This window comes from Pseudomonas citronellolis, from assembly GCF_001586155.1.
GTDB lineage: Bacteria > Pseudomonadota > Gammaproteobacteria > Pseudomonadales > Pseudomonadaceae > Pseudomonas > Pseudomonas citronellolis.
On the sequence record NZ_CP014158.1, the window covers coordinates 3,044,991 to 3,062,384 of the forward strand.

Below are 17,394 nucleotides of genomic sequence, written 5' to 3' on the forward strand. Positions count from 1 at the left end.
CCTCACCAGTTGTAGCTCACCTTGGCCGTGATCTCGCGGCCCGGGTTGTAGTAGTCCGCGCTACCGCGACCGACCACGTGCTGCTCGTCGAACAGGTTGCTGACGTTGATGGCCAGGTCGGTGTCCTTGAGGAGCTGGTAGTTGAACGCGGCATCGAACAGCGTGGTGGCGTCGCTCTTGCCGGTGTCGTTGAAGTCGCCGAAATAGTAGGCCCCCGTATACCGGGCGCCCAGGCCGACGCTGACGTCCGTTCCCGGCACGCTGTAATAGCTCCAGAGCGAAGCCGAGTGCCTGGGTGCGGAGACGAGCTGGTTGCCCTTGATCGACACGACCTCGTAACCCGTCCCGCTCCATACCTGCAGCGCACCGCGAAGCACCTCGGTGTCCATGTAGGAGTAGCCGCCGACTAGGCTCAGGTTATCCGTCAGCTCGGCCTTGACCTCCAGGTCCAGGCCTCGCACGCGCTGCGAGCCTACGGTCTGCTGGTCGATGACGCCGTTCGGCTGCACGACCGCGGTGGCGACATCGTCCTGGGTCAGCTGGTAGACGGCAGCGGAGAACAGCGCGTTCATCTCCTGCGGCGAATACTTCACACCCACTTCGTACTGGGTGCCGCGCTCCGGGGTGACGCCGACCTCGGGCGGGGAAACCGACTCCACCATGCTGACGTAGGTGGAAACCTCGTCGTTGACGATATAGGTCAACGCGCCGCGGAAAGAGTTTTCCGAGAAATTGTCCGAGGACTTGATGCCGGAGAGGTGGTCGGTTTCGGAAACGTCCATGGAGTCGTTGCGCATACCGGCGGTGACGATGAAACGCTCGAAGAACGACAGGTTCTGCTGCAGGAACACCGACTTGATGGTGCTGTCCTGGTCCTTGTCCTGGTAGACGATGGCCGGCGAAACGCCGCGGTATACCGGGTTGGCAACGTCTATCGGGTCGGCGGAGCCATAGACGGAAACGTTCTTGGCGGAGGAGTCGAGATATTCCACGCCGACGATGCTGCTGCTGTCGATGTTCTCGAAGCGCGCGTCGTACTGCAGCATCAGGTTGCCGTTGAACTGCTCGGCGTCGCTGTCGGAACCCAGGTAGCCACGGTCGACCAGGGTTCCGGTATGCCCGGAAGCGTCGCTGATATAGGCATAGCCGTATTCATCGCTCAGATCGCTGTGGCGCAGGTTGCTGCGCAGGGTGAAACCGTTGTCGAAATCATGGGTGAAGTTGGCGCTGACGTTGGTGCGCTCGACATCGTGGAAGTTGTAGCTCGGCTCGCCGAAGAACTTGTCGCGGTCATACTCCCTGTCCATCGGGTAACCGCCACTGTTGGGCGTGTTGTCCTGGCGCAGGTGGTCCACCACCAGGGTGGCGGAGGTATAGGCCGTCGGCGCCCAGGTCAGGCCGCCCATCAGGAAGTTGTTGTCGTCCTGGGAGTGGTCGTATTCGCGATCGCTGTCCTGGAACTTGCCGGTGAAGCGGTAGGCCAGGGTCTTGTCTTCGTTCGCATCGCCGGTATCCAGGCCGGCCTCCATGTGGTTGAACGAGCCGTAGGTCGCATAGACCTGGCCGAACCTGCTGAAACGCGGCTGCTTGGTCACGAAGTTCACCGAGCCGCCCGGGTCGGCCGGGCCGAACAGCGTGGAGTTGGCGCCTCGCAGCACCTCGACGCGCTCATAGGCGAAAGGCTCCTCGCGCACGCCGCGCATCGAGCCCAGGGTCAGGCCATCGCGGTAGGTGGTGGCCTGGAAGCCGCGAATCAGGAAGTAGTCGTTGCGGTCATCGGTGCCGTAGTAGTCGGTGATGGTCCCCGGGGTGTACTGCAGGATTTCCTCGGTCGTGCTGGCGCTGCGCTGCTCGATTTCCTTCTGGGTCACGACGGAAACCGAGGCCGGGGTGTTCTGGATGTTGGTCGCCACCTTGCCGCCGACCCACAGTTCCCGGGTCACCACCGAGGCTGCGGGGTCGTCCGCTACCGCCTGGGCGTTGACGATGACGGGAGCGAGGCGATAGGGCTCCGCGCCTGGCGCCTTCTGCAGTCCATAGCTGCCATCGGCCTGCCGAACGGCCTCCAGGCCGGTTCCGGAAAGCAGCGCGGCCAGGCCGTCCGACACCGTGTAGCTGCCTTGCAGGCCCGGGCTGGTCACGCCCTCGGCCACGCTGCCGGCACCGACCAGATACACGCCTGCCTCGCGGGAAAAACGCGTGAGCACGCTGGTCAGCGGGCCGGCGGGAATGTCGTAGCTGCGCTCGGCGCTGGCCACGACGCCGTCCCCGGCCATGGCGACCGGCGACCAGGCCGCCAGGCCCACGGCGCTGCCCGATAGCGCCAGGTGAAGCGCCAGGGTCAGCGGGCGCAGGGCAAAAGCGTGTGCGACAACACCCGGGTGGGCAGCGCGCGGGTGACAGCGGAGGGACATGGACGGCATTCCTCTGGGGACAAGGGTTGATGAGCGAAGACCCTCAACAGCCGATGCCATACGGCCCCTCGAGGCGCCGATGCGGCGATGTTTCACGTCTTCTCACTGGGTAAACCAGCGAGCGGGCGAAACCCGGAACCCTTTTTCCGATTTTTTTTTGCCCGCCCGGCTCAGCGCCGGGCTTCGATGCTCGCCCACCAGGGCAGGGGCTGTTCGATACGGATCGGCAACGCTGAGGCCAGCATGCGCAGCACGCGCTCGGAGTCCTGGATGGGGAAGTTGCCGTACACCCGCAGGTCGGCCACCTCATCGGCAACGCCGAGGTGGCCGTGGCGATAGCGGCGCAACTCCCGCACCACCTCGCGCAGGGAGATGTTGTCGGCCAGCAGCGAGCCCTGGGTCCAGGCTTCACGGGCCGCGTCGGCGGTCTGGTTGTCACCGATGTGGCTGGCGCTGAAATGCGCCTGCTGGCCGGCCTTCAGCACGCGGACGGCGCCCTTGGCAGTGCGTATTTCCACAGCGCCTTCATAGACGGCCAGCCAGGTTCGCTCGCCCTCGCAGCGCACGTTGAAGCGTGTGCCCAGCGCTTGCAGGCGCCCATGCCCGGTCTCGACGTAGAAGGGGCGCGCGCCCTTGGCGGTGGCGATGAACACCTCGCCGCGCACCAGCGTGACGCGGCGAGCCCGGGCACTGAACGCCAGGTCGATGGCGCTGGCGGTGTTGAGCCAGGCGCGGGAGCCATCGGCCAGGGTTATTTCATGTTGCTCGCCGGTGGCGGTGCGGTAATCCGCGCCCCAGGCCATCAGGGCGGGCGGCAACAGCGCTTCCCGCCAGCCCAGCCAGCCGCACAGGGTGCCAGTGCTGACGGCCGCCATTGCGGTCAGCAGCCGGCGGCGCGAATGCATGCGTTCGGCGGCGATACCCAGCGCATCGGCGGCCAGGTGCGTGTCGGGCCGGCCGCGCAGCGGCTCGAAGTTGCGGCTGACGCCTTCGACATAACGCCAGGCCTGCTCGTGCATCTGATCCGCGCCCAGCCATGCCTGCCAGTGGGCGCGCTGCTGGGCGCTGGCCTGGCCGTCACGCAGGGTGGCGTACCAGTAGGCCGCCTGCTCCAGCACGGCGTGCGAGGGCAGGGGGCTTTCGTGACCGGGGTTCGCCATCAGTAGAGCGGCTCCTGGCGCAACGCGGCAGCCGTCTCGCCGGCGCGCAACGTCAGGCACGCGAGCATGGCCTGGGCCACGTACTTGCGCACCATGCGCCCGGAAACCCCCAACTGCGCGCCGACCTCGTCGTCGGTCATCTCGCACACCACGGCGAGGGTAAAGGCCCGTGCCGCCTTGGTGGACAGCGTCTGCAGCATGCAGCTGATTTCCTCCAGGGCTTGCAGAACCGCGGCCTGCCGCTCGGCGGAGGGGCACTGCTCTTCCGGCAGCGCCGCCAAGGTGTCGAGCCAGGCGCGTTCGATTTCCTGGCGCCGCCACAGGTTGATGCACAGGTTCTTGGCGGTGGTTCGCAGGTAGGCGCGCACTTCGGCCATGCTGGCGAAGCGCGGCTGGCTGGCCCCGCCGATCAGCCGCAGGAAGGTGTCGTGGGCCAGGTCCGCGGCATCGCTGGCGTGCCCCAGGCGCCTGCGCAGCCATGCCTGCAGCCAGCCGTGATGGTCGCAGTACAGCGTCTCCAGCGATGGAGGAGTGGCATAGGCAGATGAGCTCACAGACAGTCACCACGCCGCCGGGTGGTGTCCCGCGGCCATCAGAGTCTTTTGGTAAATGAGAATCGATACTAATCATCACATAGCTTGCCATTGGCCAGCAACTCGGCGCCGCTGCCGGCGCAGCTCGTATCGATGAGTCGTATAATTCCTGGGCTGTCGACAGAAGCTCCGGCGAGATCGCCTGGAAGGTCCACGCTGGAAATCGGCCCGGAGGCGAGCGAGATGAAAGTCCGTATCTACCGTTATCTCCCGGAACAGGATGCAGCGCCGCGCCTGCAGGACTACACCTACGACCTGCAGCCGGGCGAGGACATGATGGTGCTCGACCTGCTGGAGCACCTGAAAACCCAGGACCAGACGCTGACCTACCGGCGCAGTTGCCGCGAAGGCGTCTGCGGCTCCGACGGCATGAACATCAACGGTGCCAACTGCCTGGCCTGCATCACCAGCGTCTCGACCCTGCTCCACGGCGGGCAACTGCCATCCGGGCAGGCGATCAGGCCGTTGCGCGGCGAGGTGGACATCGTCATACGGCCATTGCCCGGCCTGCCGGTGATACGGGACCTGGTCGTCGACATGCGGACGTTCTACAGGCAGTACGAGCGGATAAAGCCCTACCTCATCAACGACCAGCCGCCACCGGCCATTGAGCGGCTGCAGTCGCCGGAGGAGCGGGCCAGGCTGGATGGCCTGTACGAGTGCATCCTGTGCGCCTGCTGCTCGACGCAGTGCCCCTCCTGGTGGTGGAACCCGGAGCGCTTCATCGGCCCGGCGGGCCTGTTGAATGCCTACCGCTTCCTCGTCGACTCCCGCGATACGGCCACCGAGGCGCGGCTGGCGGCGCTGGACGACCCGTTCAGCGTGTTTCGTTGCCGCTCGATCTACAACTGCATCGCCTTCTGCCCGAAAAAGCTCAAGCCGCGGGCGGCCATCGGGCATATCGAGAGGATGCTGCTGAAGCGCGGTACCTAGCCGCTCACGCCGGCGGCGAACCAGTCGCGGGATAGACCACCGAGCCATCCGCCTGGACGACGGCGCCGGGCGTCAACCGGGCCAGCTCCAGGCGGCCTTCCCCCATGATGTGGAAGACCGCCTCGCCCCTGGCGATGAGGTAGTCGCTGACGATGCGGCGGTGGCAGCGCCACCACACGGCTTCCGAGCACATGATCGCGCAGCGGCGCTGGCGCCCGGCTTCCAGCAACTGCTCCAGGCCCTGCTGGAACGGCGCCGAGAGCGCGTAGTCGGCATAGTTGTGGAAGCTGCGGTTGTCCCAGAATCCATTGACCTGCGCCGGCAGGCCCCGGGCCTTGCCGCGCAGCCCGCCGAGCGCGGCCAGGTGCTCGTAGGCAATACCGCAGTCGGCCAGCGCCCCGGGAAGCGTATCGGCATTGAACTGCGGGTTGGACGCGGAGCGCGGGACCTTGCGGATGTCCACGAGCAGCCCGACGTCGGGCCCGCGCAGCAACTCGACGAAGGCCTCGAGGCTTCGGTTGGAGTGGCCGATGGTGAAGAACGGAAGCTTCACGGGCCGCCAGCATCACACAAGGGTGAGGGCGCTGCCCTTGTGCGCCGCGATGTGGTCGGTCCTGTCGCTCTTGATCTCGTACTGCGGATCGTCTTCCGAGGCGTGATGGCGGTGGCCCTTGTAGTCGAAGTCGCGGGTATGGATGGCGATGATCGTCCCCGACACGCGGCCCGCCTCGGAATTCCAGCTCACATGATCGCCGATCTCGAATCTCCTGGTCATCGTGCAGGCTCCTCAAGACGTTGCGCTAACCGCTGGCGCTGCCAGCACGGACAGTCTAGCTCGCCCTGGATGCGCGAAGCCGAGCTGCGCCCGGCGGAAGTTCTTGATCCCGCTCAGGAGGCGCAACGCCCACATGGGTGTATCTTTGGACGGACGACTTGCAGCGACAGACTGCCAGCGTCCGAGGAGCCGTGCCATGTCTGAGTCGATGAGTTTCAACCGCGCGCTGGTCGAGAAGTACGATCGCCCCGGCCCGCGCTATACCTCCTATCCCACCGCGCCGCAGTTCCATGGCGCGTTCGCCGCCGACGACTATCGCCAGGCCGCCCGGTCGAGCAACCGGGCGCCGGCCAAGCCGCTGTCGGTCTACATCCACATCCCGTTCTGCAAGAGCCTCTGCTACTACTGCGCCTGCAACAAGATCATCACCCAGAAGACCCACCGCGCCGTGGAGTACCTGGACTACCTCAAGCGCGAGATTGCCATGCAGGCGGCGCTGTTCGAGGGCTCGCGCAAGCTCACCCAGTTGCACCTGGGCGGCGGTACGCCGACCTACCTGACCAGCGAACAGTTGTCGGACCTGATGGACAGCCTGCGCGAGCACTTCAACCTGGACGAGAGCGACGACCACGAGTTCTCCATCGAGGTCGACCCGCGCACCATCAGCCGCGAACGCATCGCCGAATTGCGCGCCCAGGGCTTCAACCGCCTCAGCTTCGGCGTGCAGGACTTCGACGAGAAGGTCCAGGCCGCGGTCAACCGCGTGCAGAGCGAGCAGCAGATCTTCGACCTGGTCCAGGCCGCCCGCGAGGCGCGCTTCAAGTCGGTCTCGGTGGACTTGATCTACGGCCTGCCGCTGCAAACGGTGGAGAGCTTCGACGCCACCCTGGGCAAGATCATCGCGCTGCGCCCGGACCGCATCGCCGCCTACAGCTACGCCCACCTGCCCGAGCGGGTGCGCGCGCAGCGGCTGATCCGCCGCGAGGACATGCCGCCGCCCGAGCGCAAGCTGGAGCTGCTGGAGCTGACTATCCGGCGGCTGACGGGGGAGGGCTATGCGTACATCGGCATGGACCACTTCGCGCTGCCCGACGACGAACTCACCGTGGCCCGCGCCAGGGGCACGCTGCAACGCAACTTCCAGGGCTATTCGACGCATGCCGACTGCGACCTGATCGCCCTGGGCGTGTCGTCGATCAGCAAGGTCGGCGACACCTACGGGCAGAACGTGAAGGAGCTGTCGCAGTATTACGCGCGCCTCGACGAGGGCCTGCTGCCGGTGCACAAGGGCTACCGGCTGACCGACGACGACCGCCTGCGCCGCGAGGTGATAGGCGCGCTGATGTGCCATGGCCGCGTGGACTACGCGCCGCTGGAGGCGCGCCATGGCATCCGCTTCAGCGAGTATTTCGCAGGCTCGCTGCGGCAGTTGCAGGAGCAGGTCGACGACGGGCTGGTGGAGCTGCGCGACGACGCGCTGATCCTGCTGCCCCAGGGCCAGCTGATGATGCGCAGTGTGGCGATGGCCTTCGACGCCTACCTGGGCGGCGAGCAGCAGGAGCGTTTCTCGCGCACGATCTGAGGCGGGCCACGGCGCCGCCCTGGCCGGCGGTCTTCCTATCGTCGCCCGCCGGGGGCCCGCTGCCGAGCGGGCTCCCCGGCGGGCTTCGCGCTACTCAGTCGAGCCCGAACAGGCGCGCGGCGTTGCCATGGAAGAAGCGCTCCAGGGCGTGTTCGCTCAAGCCCAGGCGCCGGGCGTCCTCGATGCTCTGGCGAATGGGCCTGAAGGTGTAGGAGGAGCCGAACAGCAACTGGTCGGCGAGGAAGCCGTTGGCGGCCTGCACGTAGGCTTCGCTGCCGGGCAGGAACAGGTACATGTCCGGCACCAGGTGGACGTTCTCGTAGCGGAACGCCAGGCCGATGGCCTGCTGCACGTTGGGCCAGAAGCCGTGGTAGACGACGATCCGCAGGTCCGGGAAGGCCCGGGCCACCGCCGCCAGGCGGCCGGGGTCGTTGTAGGTCGGGTCGGGCGTGGTCGGCCCGCTCATCAGGAACAATGGAATGGCGCGCTTCTGCAGGTGCTCGTAGATCGGCCAGTACAGCGCGTCGTCCGGGTGCCGCGCCGGTTCGCCAAAGCCGGGCTCCAGGTCGATGCCGGCCAGGCCCAGGTCGTCGATCGCATGGTCGATCTCCGCGAGCGCGCCTTCCACACCCTGCAGCGCCGGGTCCACCGAGCCGATGCCGAGCAATTGCGCGTGGCCGTCGACGATGGCGTGGATCCGCTCGTTGGGCAGGTGCTGCGCCGGCGTGTGCCGGCCGACCACCACGGCCTTGTGCAGGCCGGCGTCGCGCACCTCGGCGAGGAAGCCTTCCTGGGTCAGCGAGCGTTCGAAGTGGGCATCGTCGCCACGAGTGCCGACGCGCCGGTTCAGCCAGCGCGCCGTGGCGTGCTCGGCCGAGCCGGGCACGGCGCCGAAGAACGGATGCAGGAAGGCCGGGCGGCAGCGCATGTCGATGATCTTCATGCGCCGTGCTCCTGTTTCCGCTCGCCGCGGGAGAGGCTTGGCTGGCGGTTGTCGCTGGAAGAGGGTGGGGCGCGGAAAGCGTCCAGACTCATGTTGCTGTCCTCGTTGGCATCGGTTGGCGCCGTTCACCTGGCAGGGAAGGGGGCCATGGGAGGTGTTCCCGAAATAAGCGGTGATGCCCCGAGGCAATCCCTGTGCCACTGGCATACCTCAGTGATTTCGGGGGTTGTGGCTTTCTGCCAGGCTTTTACTGTTGTTCTTCCAACTGTTCTGTTGGGGCGCTGTCGGCGGGCCAACAGTTGGCCCGGCCTGCCGCAAGTGATTTCAGAACGGGTGGGCGACGGCCTTGAGGAAGATGCCGATCGAGAGCCCTGAGGCTGGCAGGTGAGTCTTCAGAGGCGAATGAAGAAATTTAATCTCAGGTGTTGCCAGCCTTGTCCCATTAGTCCATAATCCCGGCCATCGAAAGCGCAGGGCGATGAAAACTCTGTGTAATCAATAGGTTAGAGCTTGAAAGAAAGCCAAGCCGAACAGAATTGCAGCGAACCGCAGCGCGGTTTGCCAGGTTCAAAGGCTGAGTAGCAGAGTGGTTATGCAGCGGATTGCAAATCCGTGAACGCCGGTTCGATTCCGACCTCAGCCTCCAACAGAAAAGCCCCGTAGATCAAGGTCTACGGGGCTTTTTCTTTGCCCGCTGTAAGCCCGGCGATTTCCACTATTTCAGAATCATTTCCACTATCCGCGCGTCAACGTGTCGGGCTGACAACCTCGCCGACACGCCGATAAACGGTCTTCGTAATTTGCTCCTGCAGTGCCCGAGTAGTTTGCTGGCGTCGGTCAGGTCATCGATTTCGCTTGCCGCCTTCGGTTGGATATCGCTGAACCTGAACTGCTTGATTCGATGGGCGAGGGGAGAGTCTCCAGCATCGATCGCAGCCTGCATGGCGGCCGCTCTAGACTCCTGCCACCGATTGCGCAACATGGCGTAGCTCAACCGCACCCCGTCGGGGTTGGTGATCAGCCGTGAACTCGTGATACCGGCCAACTTGCGGCGCTCCAGCAGGTCATCAATGAAGGTGCCCGGCCCAGTACGCTGGCCGTTCTCCTCAAGGAGGATGCGCAATTTCTTCGTCGTCTTGCCCTGCGCTACCAGGAGGAACTCGACCGTCAGGTCGCCGGTACACGCCTTGAGTGTGTCAGCCGGACGCTGGCCGGTCAGGTAGGTTAGGTCCATTGCGTCGCGTACCATCGTGACCGTAAGCCGCTGTCAGTATCGTGTGTCGCGGATGTCCTTCATCCGGCTCCGCCGGAAGATCGAACGCACCTATCCGGTGCTCAACATCCTGTCGCTGATAATCCTTCAGGACGTCCTGGAAGAGTTCGGTGTAGGTTTCGGGATTGAACCCTACGATGACCGCCATCCTGGTGATCAGCTCACCAGGCGATATAGACGTTCGGTGCCGAGGTCAGCCAAGGCCTTGAGCCCTTCGCTGCTGACATCGCTCTGGAATACTTCCGGGGCGGTGTTGAAGAGGATCTCGTTCTGAACAGCCATGGCGCGGACTTTGGCCAGGTTTCGGCGCAGGGCGTCGTATTTTTCACCGATCACGGGTAGGCCAGATAGGGTGCTATCGGCAGGCACGGCCTCTTCTAGCTGGCGTAAGGTCTGCACGATCTCGGTGAAGGGCTGCTCGTTGAGCAGCGAATCCGGCACTTATCGCGCTATTGGCCGAGAGCGGCCATGGCTCGCTTGATGTCCTCACGAATCTTGGACTTTTGGGCAAGCTCTTGTGATGCTGCTTGCCGGCCTTCTGGCTGTCCAATTGGAGGGGCGCTGCCAACTGGGCGTATGAGGTCGAAATGCTCAGCGCCAGGCTGAGCATCGCTACCTTGGCGAAAGGAACCTTCGTGCGAGCCATGCGGCTCTCCCGAGCAAACTACGGGCCAAAGGTAGCACTACAATTTAATGTGAGGCTGCTATGGCCGGCTCTACAACGGATTCAGAGCCGGGGCAGGGCGGTCATCAGCTCAGAGCAGAGCCGGGAGGGAAGGGCTGGCAGAAACGAAAAGCTCGGCACTAGGCCGGCTTGGGGGCAGCGGAAGAGTTAGTCTTCTCGCGGGCCGCCGTTCAGGGCAGCTAGAACATGGACCGGATCATTATCGATGGCTCGGAGCAGCGCGCGAGCAGGCCCCTCGGGATCGCGGCGCCCTTGCTCCCAATTGCGCAGCGTGCCGACAGCAACATTAATTTTCCGGGCGAATTTGGCCTGGGACAGGCCAGTAGCGCGGCGGATTTCGCGAACCTTCACGGCGTCGATGTGGAATTCGCGGGAAGGTTGACGTTCGCCGCGCACGATCTCGTCCATCTGGGTCACGCTTTCGACCAGTTCAGCGAAGAGTTCTTTGTCCATGGCTATCTCCAGTTCTCAACGATCTGCCGAAGTACCTTTTTCTGATCGGCAGTCAGGTCCTCCTGCGATGCCTTGTCATAGACCAGCAGGAATGCAATTTGAGAGGCGGATGTGAAGTGGTAGTAGATGACCCGGGCGCCGCCTCTTTTCCCGTGTCCATTGGCAGCAATGCGAATCTTGCGCACGCCACCCGTGCCTTCAATGACTGCTCCGGCGTCCGGGTGGAGCGTTAGGTCTTCCTGAAGCTTGCGATAGGTCTCATCGTCTACTAGCGCGAGAATCCGCTTCGTGAAGACTGGCGTTTCGATGAAGATCATCCGTTTCTTCGTGCGTCATTGGCGTATGGCAAACTGTAGCTAATAGTGGTACTAGATTCAATACTGGCTTTCTGTGCAGCTACTCAGGATCGGATTTGGCTTCCTGGATTGCCAGATCGGCCATGGCGCCTGCCATGGCGTCCGCGTTCTCGATCAGCGTCTCCAGATGGAGCTTCACGGCGTCCGAGGTTTCGGTTGAGCCTCGTTGCTCAACCAAAGTCGCCAGCTCCTCGACAGCCGAGCCGATGGCGTTGATGTTCAGGTTGAGGCGGTAGAGTAGGGCGGGGAGGGGGAGTCGGCCATGGCAACCTCCTGGGCAGAGGTTTCAGCGTAGACCTTTGGCTAGAGGCTGGGCCTGCCTGGCCCTGAATGCAGGGTAAATTCGGCTGAAGCCCGCATGGTTGCTGGATCAGCACTTGGCCCAAACCTCTGGACCTAGGTTCTGTACGAAAAGTACTGCCGTAGACAGCGCAGGCTGACCGACGGAGGCCGTGATTGGCTCGACCAGCAAATCCGCAAGGTCACGCTGATCGCGGATAGCTCGGTTGACCGCAAGGACTTCGAAGTCAGATGCATGCAGGCGTTCGGGCTGCCGGGCCAGCTCCGGCTGATCTACCCACAAGCGGCCTAACCCCAAGCCCAACGAAAAGCCCGCCTAGCGCGGGCTTCGTCGTTTCTGGCGATACGTTCTTTAAACCTGATTAAAAGCCGGGTTGCGGATCAAGAGAGAAGCTATGCCCTGTAGCTCTCACAGCTACAAGGTTCGGCGAGTGAATTTTCGCCCTTTCCAAAAGACACTGGGCGCATACCGAAGCGAAAGTGAAGTACACGGCAATGAGCGTCACCCCCTGTAGGGTTTTGTCCTGGCAGGTCGTGACGGCACGATTTGCTCACCGGCCAAAAAACAAACCCCCGAGAGCTGGCCGGCTCACGAGGGTTTCTATTTCCACCCCTTGTCAGACCCAAGGAGCAGAACATTCGTGGATCTTAGCAAGATCATTCGCGAGGTGCGAATCATGACTGACAAGCTGTCGCCGCCGCGCTTCTGGGCGCTCTGGCTGATCGGCATCATGCTTGCTGCTGGATACCTGTCTGGGAATCTTCCGTGGGACAAGTTGCTCGGATGACGCTGCAACCTTTTGCGTTGCGCCCGAGCCTGAAGCGCCTAGTGTGGACCTAGTTGTTTCAGGAGTTCAGTGTCTAAATCGCCAGATTTTAACGGATTGGCGATACTTTATGATTTCTTCCGCCCGGCCGGAGTAGCGTATCCAGGCAATCTCGAACAGGTACATTGGACATGCAACCAACACGGCTACCCCTGGTGTACGTGCGAGCGGCACATCGGAAAAAATGAATGAGTCTCGTAGTCCCATTGCGAGAACCCATAGCCCAAGCCAAAGTAAAAACAGAATCTGAGAGGTGTGGCCTCGGCTGACTTCACGTCCGATCCACGCTGTGTCGAAGCGATGCTTGCGGATCCACCTAAGGTTTCTTAGTTTCAGGTGCCTGAAAGAATTGCGAATCCAATTCGAGCGCTTAAGTCGCACCTTGCGGAGGAAAGCAGGAGCTCTATTTGTGAGCCATTTTGCGATCCACTGAGCCTTGCGGAGTAAGCGGACTATGGCCCAGACGCAGAAGGTGCTCCAGATGCCTGAAGCCGCGTTGTCCCATAGCCACTGGACTAGATCGATGAACGTGGCTGTTTTGAAGTACATGGCCGATCCTTGACTATTTGATCAGTCGTTTTTGGGTGGTTGTGGTGGCGGCGGTGGAGCTAAAGGGGCTTTGGTGGGCAGCGCGCTAATAATCAGGGTTCCGGCTATCTAGGTCATTGAGTATCTGTTAGGCATCCGCTGAGAATTGCTGAAATAGATAATCGTAACCTGTGTCTCCCTGCCAGTAACGCCACCGCTGCCCATCAATGGATGCTCTGGATTTTACAGTGTTGTTCTCCTCGTCAGGCCAAGTCTGAACAGAAAATAAGTTGCGATTTCTTATGAACAATAAAACTTCATTATCCCGAACTGACGAGGCGAGCTCTACATCCGCCTTTCTTTGCGCTGGAATCATGAGGGTCTAGGGAGCGCGGCCATTACGAAGCTGTGCTTCAAAAAAACTATTTATATATCCTTTCCTGGGCCTGTTAGGTGGTGCAGGACGGTCGCTCATTTCTGCGAGTGGCGCATGAGGTCAAAAGGCTACTTCAGGCCCTGCCGGCTATCCGCAAGCACGGCATGTATCTTCACGCTCCGGTGATGTGCCCTTCGCTGACGAAAGAGCACTGGGCTGAGATTTACAGCAAGGTCGACAGCCTGGGCGTTCCAAAGGTCAGGTTGTATGTGGTCGACGAGGAAAACGATGATTCCGGCGAGCCTGGGTGATGGGTGAAATGATCCACTACCGCTCGTCGAACTGGGATCGATGCAGAAATTCAGGCCACCGGAGAGAACACGGCTTCGTCTCCTCGGACTAAGCGCTCTGCCCTTGCGGCGCACACGAAAAAGCCCCGTGGGTTCGTGCCCACGGGGCTTCGGCATTCCGGTGCGGCGCTGGATTTACTTCTTGCCGCCGAGGGCGCCGCCCGCCGCGCCGCCCAGGCCGGCGCCGATGGCCGCGCCGGTGCTGCCGCCGAGCTTGTTGCCGATGAGCGAGCCACCGGCGGCGCCCAGGCCGCCACCGATGGCGGCCTTGGTCTTCCTGCCTTTCTTGGCGGTGGCCGCGCTACCTGCCGCGCCGCCGACGCCGGCGCCGATCGCGGCACCGGTGCTGCCGCCCAGTTGCTGACCGACGACGTTGCCCAGGGCGCCACCCAGGCCACCGCCGACGGCTGCCTGGGTACCGCCGCCGGCCATGGCGGCTTGGGCGAAGAGCAGGCTCAGGGCCAGGGCGGGGAGTGCTTTGCGCATATTGCTAACCTCGAGGGATGAAGGGCGGCAGGCTTGCCGCCCGGGATGGTCGATGGAGCGTCCGGATCGCAGGGCGATCCGCAATGTGAATTCGCTGGCGGTGTCAGACCGGCCGCAGCCGTTCCGGTTCCCGGGGCGGCGGAATTCTACCGGGCCCGGCGCTGCGTCGCTCGTTTCCTTGCCTGCCGGTGAATGCCGGATGCCATCCATGGTTCGTCATGGCATACTGGCACTTTGGAATTGCGCTGCTCAAGGATGAGAGATGTCGCGCTTCGAATGGCTCGTCGTGGCCGCCGCCTGCCTTTTCATCGCCTGCTATCTGGCGGCCTATCTGCTGCTCCCATACGAAAACATCGCGCCCGGCTGGCTGCCGCTGCGCTAGGCCGCGCCGTCTAGAGTGAAGGGAAAGCCCGATCGCGGAGGGGCCCGGCATGGCTGGCGTGAATCGGCGGTTGCTCTGGCACGGCTTGCTGCTGCTGTTGCTCGGCCTGCTCACCGGGCTGGTCGAGGCGCAGCTGAGCAATCCGCGCATGGCCCTGGCGGCCCACCTGGAGGGCATCCTCAATGGCCTGCTGTTGCTGGCGTTGGGGGCGATCTGGGGTGAGGTGGCGCTGTCGCGCAGGTGGCAGGGTGTCACTTTCTGCGCATTGCTCTACGGCGCCTATGCCAATTGGGCCTTCACCTTGCTCGCCGCGGTTTTCGGCACCGCGGCCATGTCGCCCGTCACCGCCGCGGGGCATAGCGGGGAGCCCTGGCAGGAGCTGCTGGTGACCCTTGGTTTCGTCAGCGTCGGCCTGGCGATCATCGTCGCCATCGGACTGCTGCTCTGGGGATTGCGCGGCAGGGTGGCGCGCTGAGAAGGGCGAGTGGCTGGCCGTCGCGTCCCTGCTCGGCCGGCCATGTCCTCAGCAAGAGGGCCAGGCATATTGCCATTACGCGACAGCGAAATAAACATACATCCTCGATTGCATGTATGCGAATCGCTCATACCTTGAGCTGATGCAAGTTTTCACTCGAACGATGGATAGCGGAAAGGAAAAAGCCCCGCGGCGAGGCGAGGCTTCTTCGTACTACCGATGGGGGCTGGTCCGTCAGCCTTCATGCAGTATAGAAGCGTGATGTTGCTTTGATATTGCAGGCGGTCGAGCGATACGCTCTTTCGTCAGCCAGCCCGCAGGGCAGGGGCTGTCTGCGGGCTGGCCAGCATGGAAGGTGGCAGCGACCCGTCCAGGGTGGCGATCACGGTCGCTCCGTCGCGGGCCCGCAGCAGGTTGCGAACCACGCCGACGCGCTGGCGGCTCAGGGGCAGGCGGGTTTCCGTGCCGTCGATGCCGATGCTGGCCGAATAGGCGTCCCAGCGCAGGTTGCTGACCAGGCTGCGGCGCACCAGGTGGCTGCGATGGATGCGGATGAACTCCTCCGCGAACTCGATTTCCAGGGCCTTCAGGGTGGCGTCGAAATGGATGCGTCCCTTGGCGGTGAAGGCCGTCACATACTTTTCTTCCGCGCTGAAATGCGTGATGTCCTTGGTTTCGATGACGACCAGGGACCTGCCCACGCGGGTGGCAATACGTTGCCTCATCGGACCTCTCCTGTTTGGCGTTTCGTGATCCACTGAACGTCAAAGTCTTGTACCGATGATGGCTCTGTGCTGGCTTTTCGACGGTTATGTGATTGGGTTCACGCTGCTCGGCTGTCCAGGGAAGGTGGCGGAAGAAAAAGCGGCCGCATCCGGGGTAATGCGGCCCAAGACGGAGTCGGCTTCCCTTCCGCCCCGTGGGTGGGCAGCTTATGCGACAGGGGAGATGGCAAAAAGCCGGTAATTCCGACTAGTCCCTTGTGCAGGGCGCCCGGAAAGAAGGGAATCGGCTGTGCCATCAAGCGCTTACGCCCATGGTCCCGGCTTTACCGCAACGAGTCGACTCGGTATAGTCTCGGCCCTTCCACATTGCCCGGTGGCCGCGCTCTTCCGGCCTCGGCAATGCCCGCCCGGCTCGGATGGTGAAATTGGTAGACACAGCGCACTTAAAATGCGCCGGCCTCACGGTCTTGCGGGTTCGAGTCCCGCTCCGAGCACCAGAATCCCCCCTCTGCATTCCCAGCTTCCCGATTCGGCAGCGTGACAATCGGCCGCGCCGCCGATGCCTGCCGCCGCGTCATCCGCCGGCTTGCGCACGGGGCCTGCGCTTGACCATTGGTCAGAATGCAACTCGCTGAAATCTTTGAGAAATATTGTTGTCCTAGGGTGCTCGCACTTTGTCATGAGGACCTAACGTGCAACGTGCAGCCCGCAACATCCGCAAGGTGCTGGACTCGGTAGCCAGCAACAACGAAGCCACTGCCATCGAAGTGATGCGCGCCGTGGAGCAAGTGCCCGACGAACTGCTGCGCCAGCGGTTGCTCAAGGCCATCCACCACCTGAACCAGGATGCAGCCGAATTGCGCGCCCTGCGCGACGAGGTCACCGGCGCGGACATTCGCCTGGCCTGAGGCCGGGTAGCCGGGGGAGCCGGCCTGCTCCGGGGCTGTCCAGCCTCGCCCGTCGGGCGAGAAAGCCGGGGCAGGAGCCTGTGCGGGGTTTCCGAAAAGCCTGAATGACGGCGGCCTGCTGCCGCCTCAGCGATGACTCCACGTTAGCCAGCCGGCATGGCGCCTGCGCGGGGCCGCCTGCGGCTGCGCCTGGGGTGCCGGCGCCTCGTGGGAGTGGGCCTGGGCCTCGCTGCGCGAATGCAGCCGGGCCCGGCGCATGGGCACGCGCAGGAAGGCCCACAGGGTGACGCCCGCCAGCAGCAGCCAGCCGAAAATCATGAGTGTGACGAACGTGCCAGGATTCATGCTGAAACTCCTCGCCCCCACACGAAGGATAGACCACGCCGGTGCGCTTGCCGGCGGCTGTCAATGGAGTGGGGAATGGCTTGCCGGGTTCACATTGTTTCTGGTATCTGTATGTATGTACAGTATTCCGAGGATGCCCCGTCATGTCTCATACCGCTTTCCTTCCTGCCGCCGCCGATCCGTCGGCGTTCCTTCAGGCGCAGCCGCGGTCGCTGGATGACCTGCTCGAGCTGCACACGCCCCATACCTACATAGTCCGCGCACATGGCGATGGTATGACCGGCGCCGGCATCCACGACAACGACCTGCTGGTGGTGGACCGCGCCTGCCTGGCCAGCTCCGGCGAGGTGGTGGTGGCCGCGGTGAACGGCGAGCCGCTGATCCGCCGCCTGGACATCATCGATGGCGACTATGCGCTGCTGCCGGCCAACGACCGCTACCCGCCGATCCGCATCGGCGAGGGCGACGAACTGGCGATCTGGGGCGTGGTGCGCTGGAACCTGCACCGCCTGGCCAGCTGAGCCA

General features: G+C 63.4%; 19 protein-coding genes and 2 tRNA genes. 7 read left to right on the forward strand and 14 right to left on the reverse strand.

Going from position 1 to position 17,394, the window contains the following annotated elements:
• Positions 1-2 precede the first annotated feature (2 nt).
• From PcP3B5_RS13445 to PcP3B5_RS13455, 3 genes are all read right to left on the reverse strand, one after another.
• Positions 3-2,414 carry a TonB-dependent siderophore receptor gene (locus PcP3B5_RS13445; protein ID WP_338052364.1) on the reverse strand — a complete coding sequence of 804 codons (2,412 nt, stop codon included), beginning with the start codon at positions 2,412-2,414 and terminating at the stop codon, positions 3-5.
• 170 nt (positions 2,415-2,584) lie between these two features.
• The gene (locus PcP3B5_RS13450) at positions 2,585-3,574 is read right to left on the reverse strand and encodes a FecR domain-containing protein (RefSeq protein ID WP_061561548.1); all 990 of its coding nucleotides are present in this window, start codon (positions 3,572-3,574) and stop codon (positions 2,585-2,587) included.
• Entirely contained in the window at positions 3,574-4,128 is a 555-nt protein-coding gene (locus PcP3B5_RS13455) for a sigma-70 family RNA polymerase sigma factor (RefSeq protein WP_061561549.1), read from the reverse strand. The genes PcP3B5_RS13450 and PcP3B5_RS13455 overlap by 1 nt, the downstream gene beginning before the upstream one ends.
• A 222-nt stretch (positions 4,129-4,350) precedes the next feature.
• On the opposite strand from PcP3B5_RS13455, the gene PcP3B5_RS13460 reads away from it, so the two are divergent.
• The gene (locus PcP3B5_RS13460; RefSeq protein ID WP_058072347.1) at positions 4,351-5,100 is read left to right on the forward strand and encodes a succinate dehydrogenase iron-sulfur subunit; all 750 of its coding nucleotides are present in this window, start codon (positions 4,351-4,353) and stop codon (positions 5,098-5,100) included.
• Between the two features lie 4 nt (positions 5,101-5,104).
• Here PcP3B5_RS13460 and PcP3B5_RS13465 read toward each other — a convergent pair whose 3' ends face one another.
• Entirely contained in the window at positions 5,105-5,653 is a 549-nt protein-coding gene (locus tag PcP3B5_RS13465; RefSeq protein WP_061561550.1) for a DUF488 domain-containing protein, read from the reverse strand.
• Between the two features lie 12 nt (positions 5,654-5,665).
• Positions 5,666-5,875, reverse strand: coding sequence for a hypervirulence associated TUDOR domain-containing protein (locus PcP3B5_RS13470; RefSeq protein WP_009619863.1), 210 nt, complete (start codon positions 5,873-5,875; stop codon positions 5,666-5,668).
• A 196-nt stretch (positions 5,876-6,071) separates the two neighbouring features.
• On the opposite strand from PcP3B5_RS13470, the gene hemN reads away from it, so the two are divergent.
• A complete protein-coding gene (gene hemN, locus PcP3B5_RS13475) occupies positions 6,072-7,457 on the forward strand; it encodes an oxygen-independent coproporphyrinogen III oxidase (protein ID WP_043317102.1) in 1,386 nt (461 codons plus the stop codon).
• A gap of 94 nt (positions 7,458-7,551) precedes the next feature.
• Here the strand turns inward: hemN and PcP3B5_RS13480 are convergent, their stop codons facing one another.
• Complete coding sequence (locus PcP3B5_RS13480) at positions 7,552-8,400, reverse strand: amidohydrolase family protein (RefSeq protein ID WP_043317100.1); 849 nt, start codon at positions 8,398-8,400, stop codon at positions 7,552-7,554.
• A 572-nt stretch (positions 8,401-8,972) separates the two neighbouring features.
• Between PcP3B5_RS13480 and PcP3B5_RS13485 the strand changes: the two genes are divergently transcribed.
• Positions 8,973-9,046, forward strand: a tRNA-Cys gene (locus PcP3B5_RS13485).
• A gap of 69 nt (positions 9,047-9,115) precedes the next feature.
• Here the strand turns inward: PcP3B5_RS13485 and PcP3B5_RS13490 are convergent.
• The 6 genes from PcP3B5_RS13490 to PcP3B5_RS13520 all read right to left on the reverse strand — a co-directional run bounded on the left by PcP3B5_RS13490 (position 9,116) and on the right by PcP3B5_RS13520 (position 14,034).
• On the reverse strand, positions 9,116-9,634 hold the full coding sequence (locus tag PcP3B5_RS13490; RefSeq protein WP_338052366.1) for a site-specific integrase: 519 nt from the start codon (positions 9,632-9,634) through the stop codon (positions 9,116-9,118).
• Between the two features lie 195 nt (positions 9,635-9,829).
• Entirely contained in the window at positions 9,830-10,114 is a 285-nt protein-coding gene (locus tag PcP3B5_RS31995) for a hypothetical protein (RefSeq protein ID WP_203228552.1), read from the reverse strand.
• 391 nt (positions 10,115-10,505) lie between these two features.
• On the reverse strand, positions 10,506-10,811 hold the full coding sequence (locus PcP3B5_RS13500) for a helix-turn-helix domain-containing protein (RefSeq protein ID WP_009619925.1): 306 nt from the start codon (positions 10,809-10,811) through the stop codon (positions 10,506-10,508).
• 2 nt (positions 10,812-10,813) lie between these two features.
• Positions 10,814-11,128 carry a type II toxin-antitoxin system RelE/ParE family toxin gene (locus PcP3B5_RS13505; RefSeq protein WP_043317089.1) on the reverse strand — a complete coding sequence of 105 codons (315 nt, stop codon included), beginning with the start codon at positions 11,126-11,128 and terminating at the stop codon, positions 10,814-10,816.
• A gap of 79 nt (positions 11,129-11,207) precedes the next feature.
• Complete coding sequence (locus PcP3B5_RS13510) at positions 11,208-11,345, reverse strand: hypothetical protein (protein ID WP_237143091.1); 138 nt, start codon at positions 11,343-11,345, stop codon at positions 11,208-11,210.
• Positions 11,346-13,683: 2,338 nt separating this feature from the next.
• On the reverse strand, positions 13,684-14,034 hold the full coding sequence (locus tag PcP3B5_RS13520; RefSeq protein ID WP_009619928.1) for a hypothetical protein: 351 nt from the start codon (positions 14,032-14,034) through the stop codon (positions 13,684-13,686).
• 431 nt (positions 14,035-14,465) lie between these two features.
• Between PcP3B5_RS13520 and PcP3B5_RS13525 the strand changes: the two genes are divergently transcribed.
• On the forward strand, positions 14,466-14,891 hold the full coding sequence (locus PcP3B5_RS13525; RefSeq protein ID WP_058489395.1) for a styrene oxide isomerase: 426 nt from the start codon (positions 14,466-14,468) through the stop codon (positions 14,889-14,891).
• Positions 14,892-15,196: 305 nt separating this feature from the next.
• Here PcP3B5_RS13525 and PcP3B5_RS13530 read toward each other — a convergent pair whose 3' ends face one another.
• Complete coding sequence (locus tag PcP3B5_RS13530) at positions 15,197-15,616, reverse strand: LytR/AlgR family response regulator transcription factor (protein ID WP_052267801.1); 420 nt, start codon at positions 15,614-15,616, stop codon at positions 15,197-15,199.
• Positions 15,617-16,026: 410 nt separating this feature from the next.
• On the opposite strand from PcP3B5_RS13530, the gene PcP3B5_RS13535 reads away from it, so the two are divergent.
• A tRNA-Leu gene (locus PcP3B5_RS13535) sits at positions 16,027-16,113 on the forward strand.
• Between the two features lie 195 nt (positions 16,114-16,308).
• Complete coding sequence (locus PcP3B5_RS13540; protein ID WP_009619935.1) at positions 16,309-16,524, forward strand: hypothetical protein; 216 nt, start codon at positions 16,309-16,311, stop codon at positions 16,522-16,524.
• A 126-nt stretch (positions 16,525-16,650) separates the two neighbouring features.
• On the opposite strand, the gene PcP3B5_RS13545 is transcribed toward PcP3B5_RS13540, so the two are convergent.
• The gene (locus PcP3B5_RS13545; protein ID WP_043273722.1) at positions 16,651-16,869 is read right to left on the reverse strand and encodes a hypothetical protein; all 219 of its coding nucleotides are present in this window, start codon (positions 16,867-16,869) and stop codon (positions 16,651-16,653) included.
• A gap of 143 nt (positions 16,870-17,012) precedes the next feature.
• Between PcP3B5_RS13545 and PcP3B5_RS13550 the strand changes: the two genes are divergently transcribed.
• The gene (locus tag PcP3B5_RS13550; protein WP_070065497.1) at positions 17,013-17,390 is read left to right on the forward strand and encodes a LexA family protein; all 378 of its coding nucleotides are present in this window, start codon (positions 17,013-17,015) and stop codon (positions 17,388-17,390) included.
• The last annotated feature ends 4 nt before the right edge of the window (positions 17,391-17,394 follow it).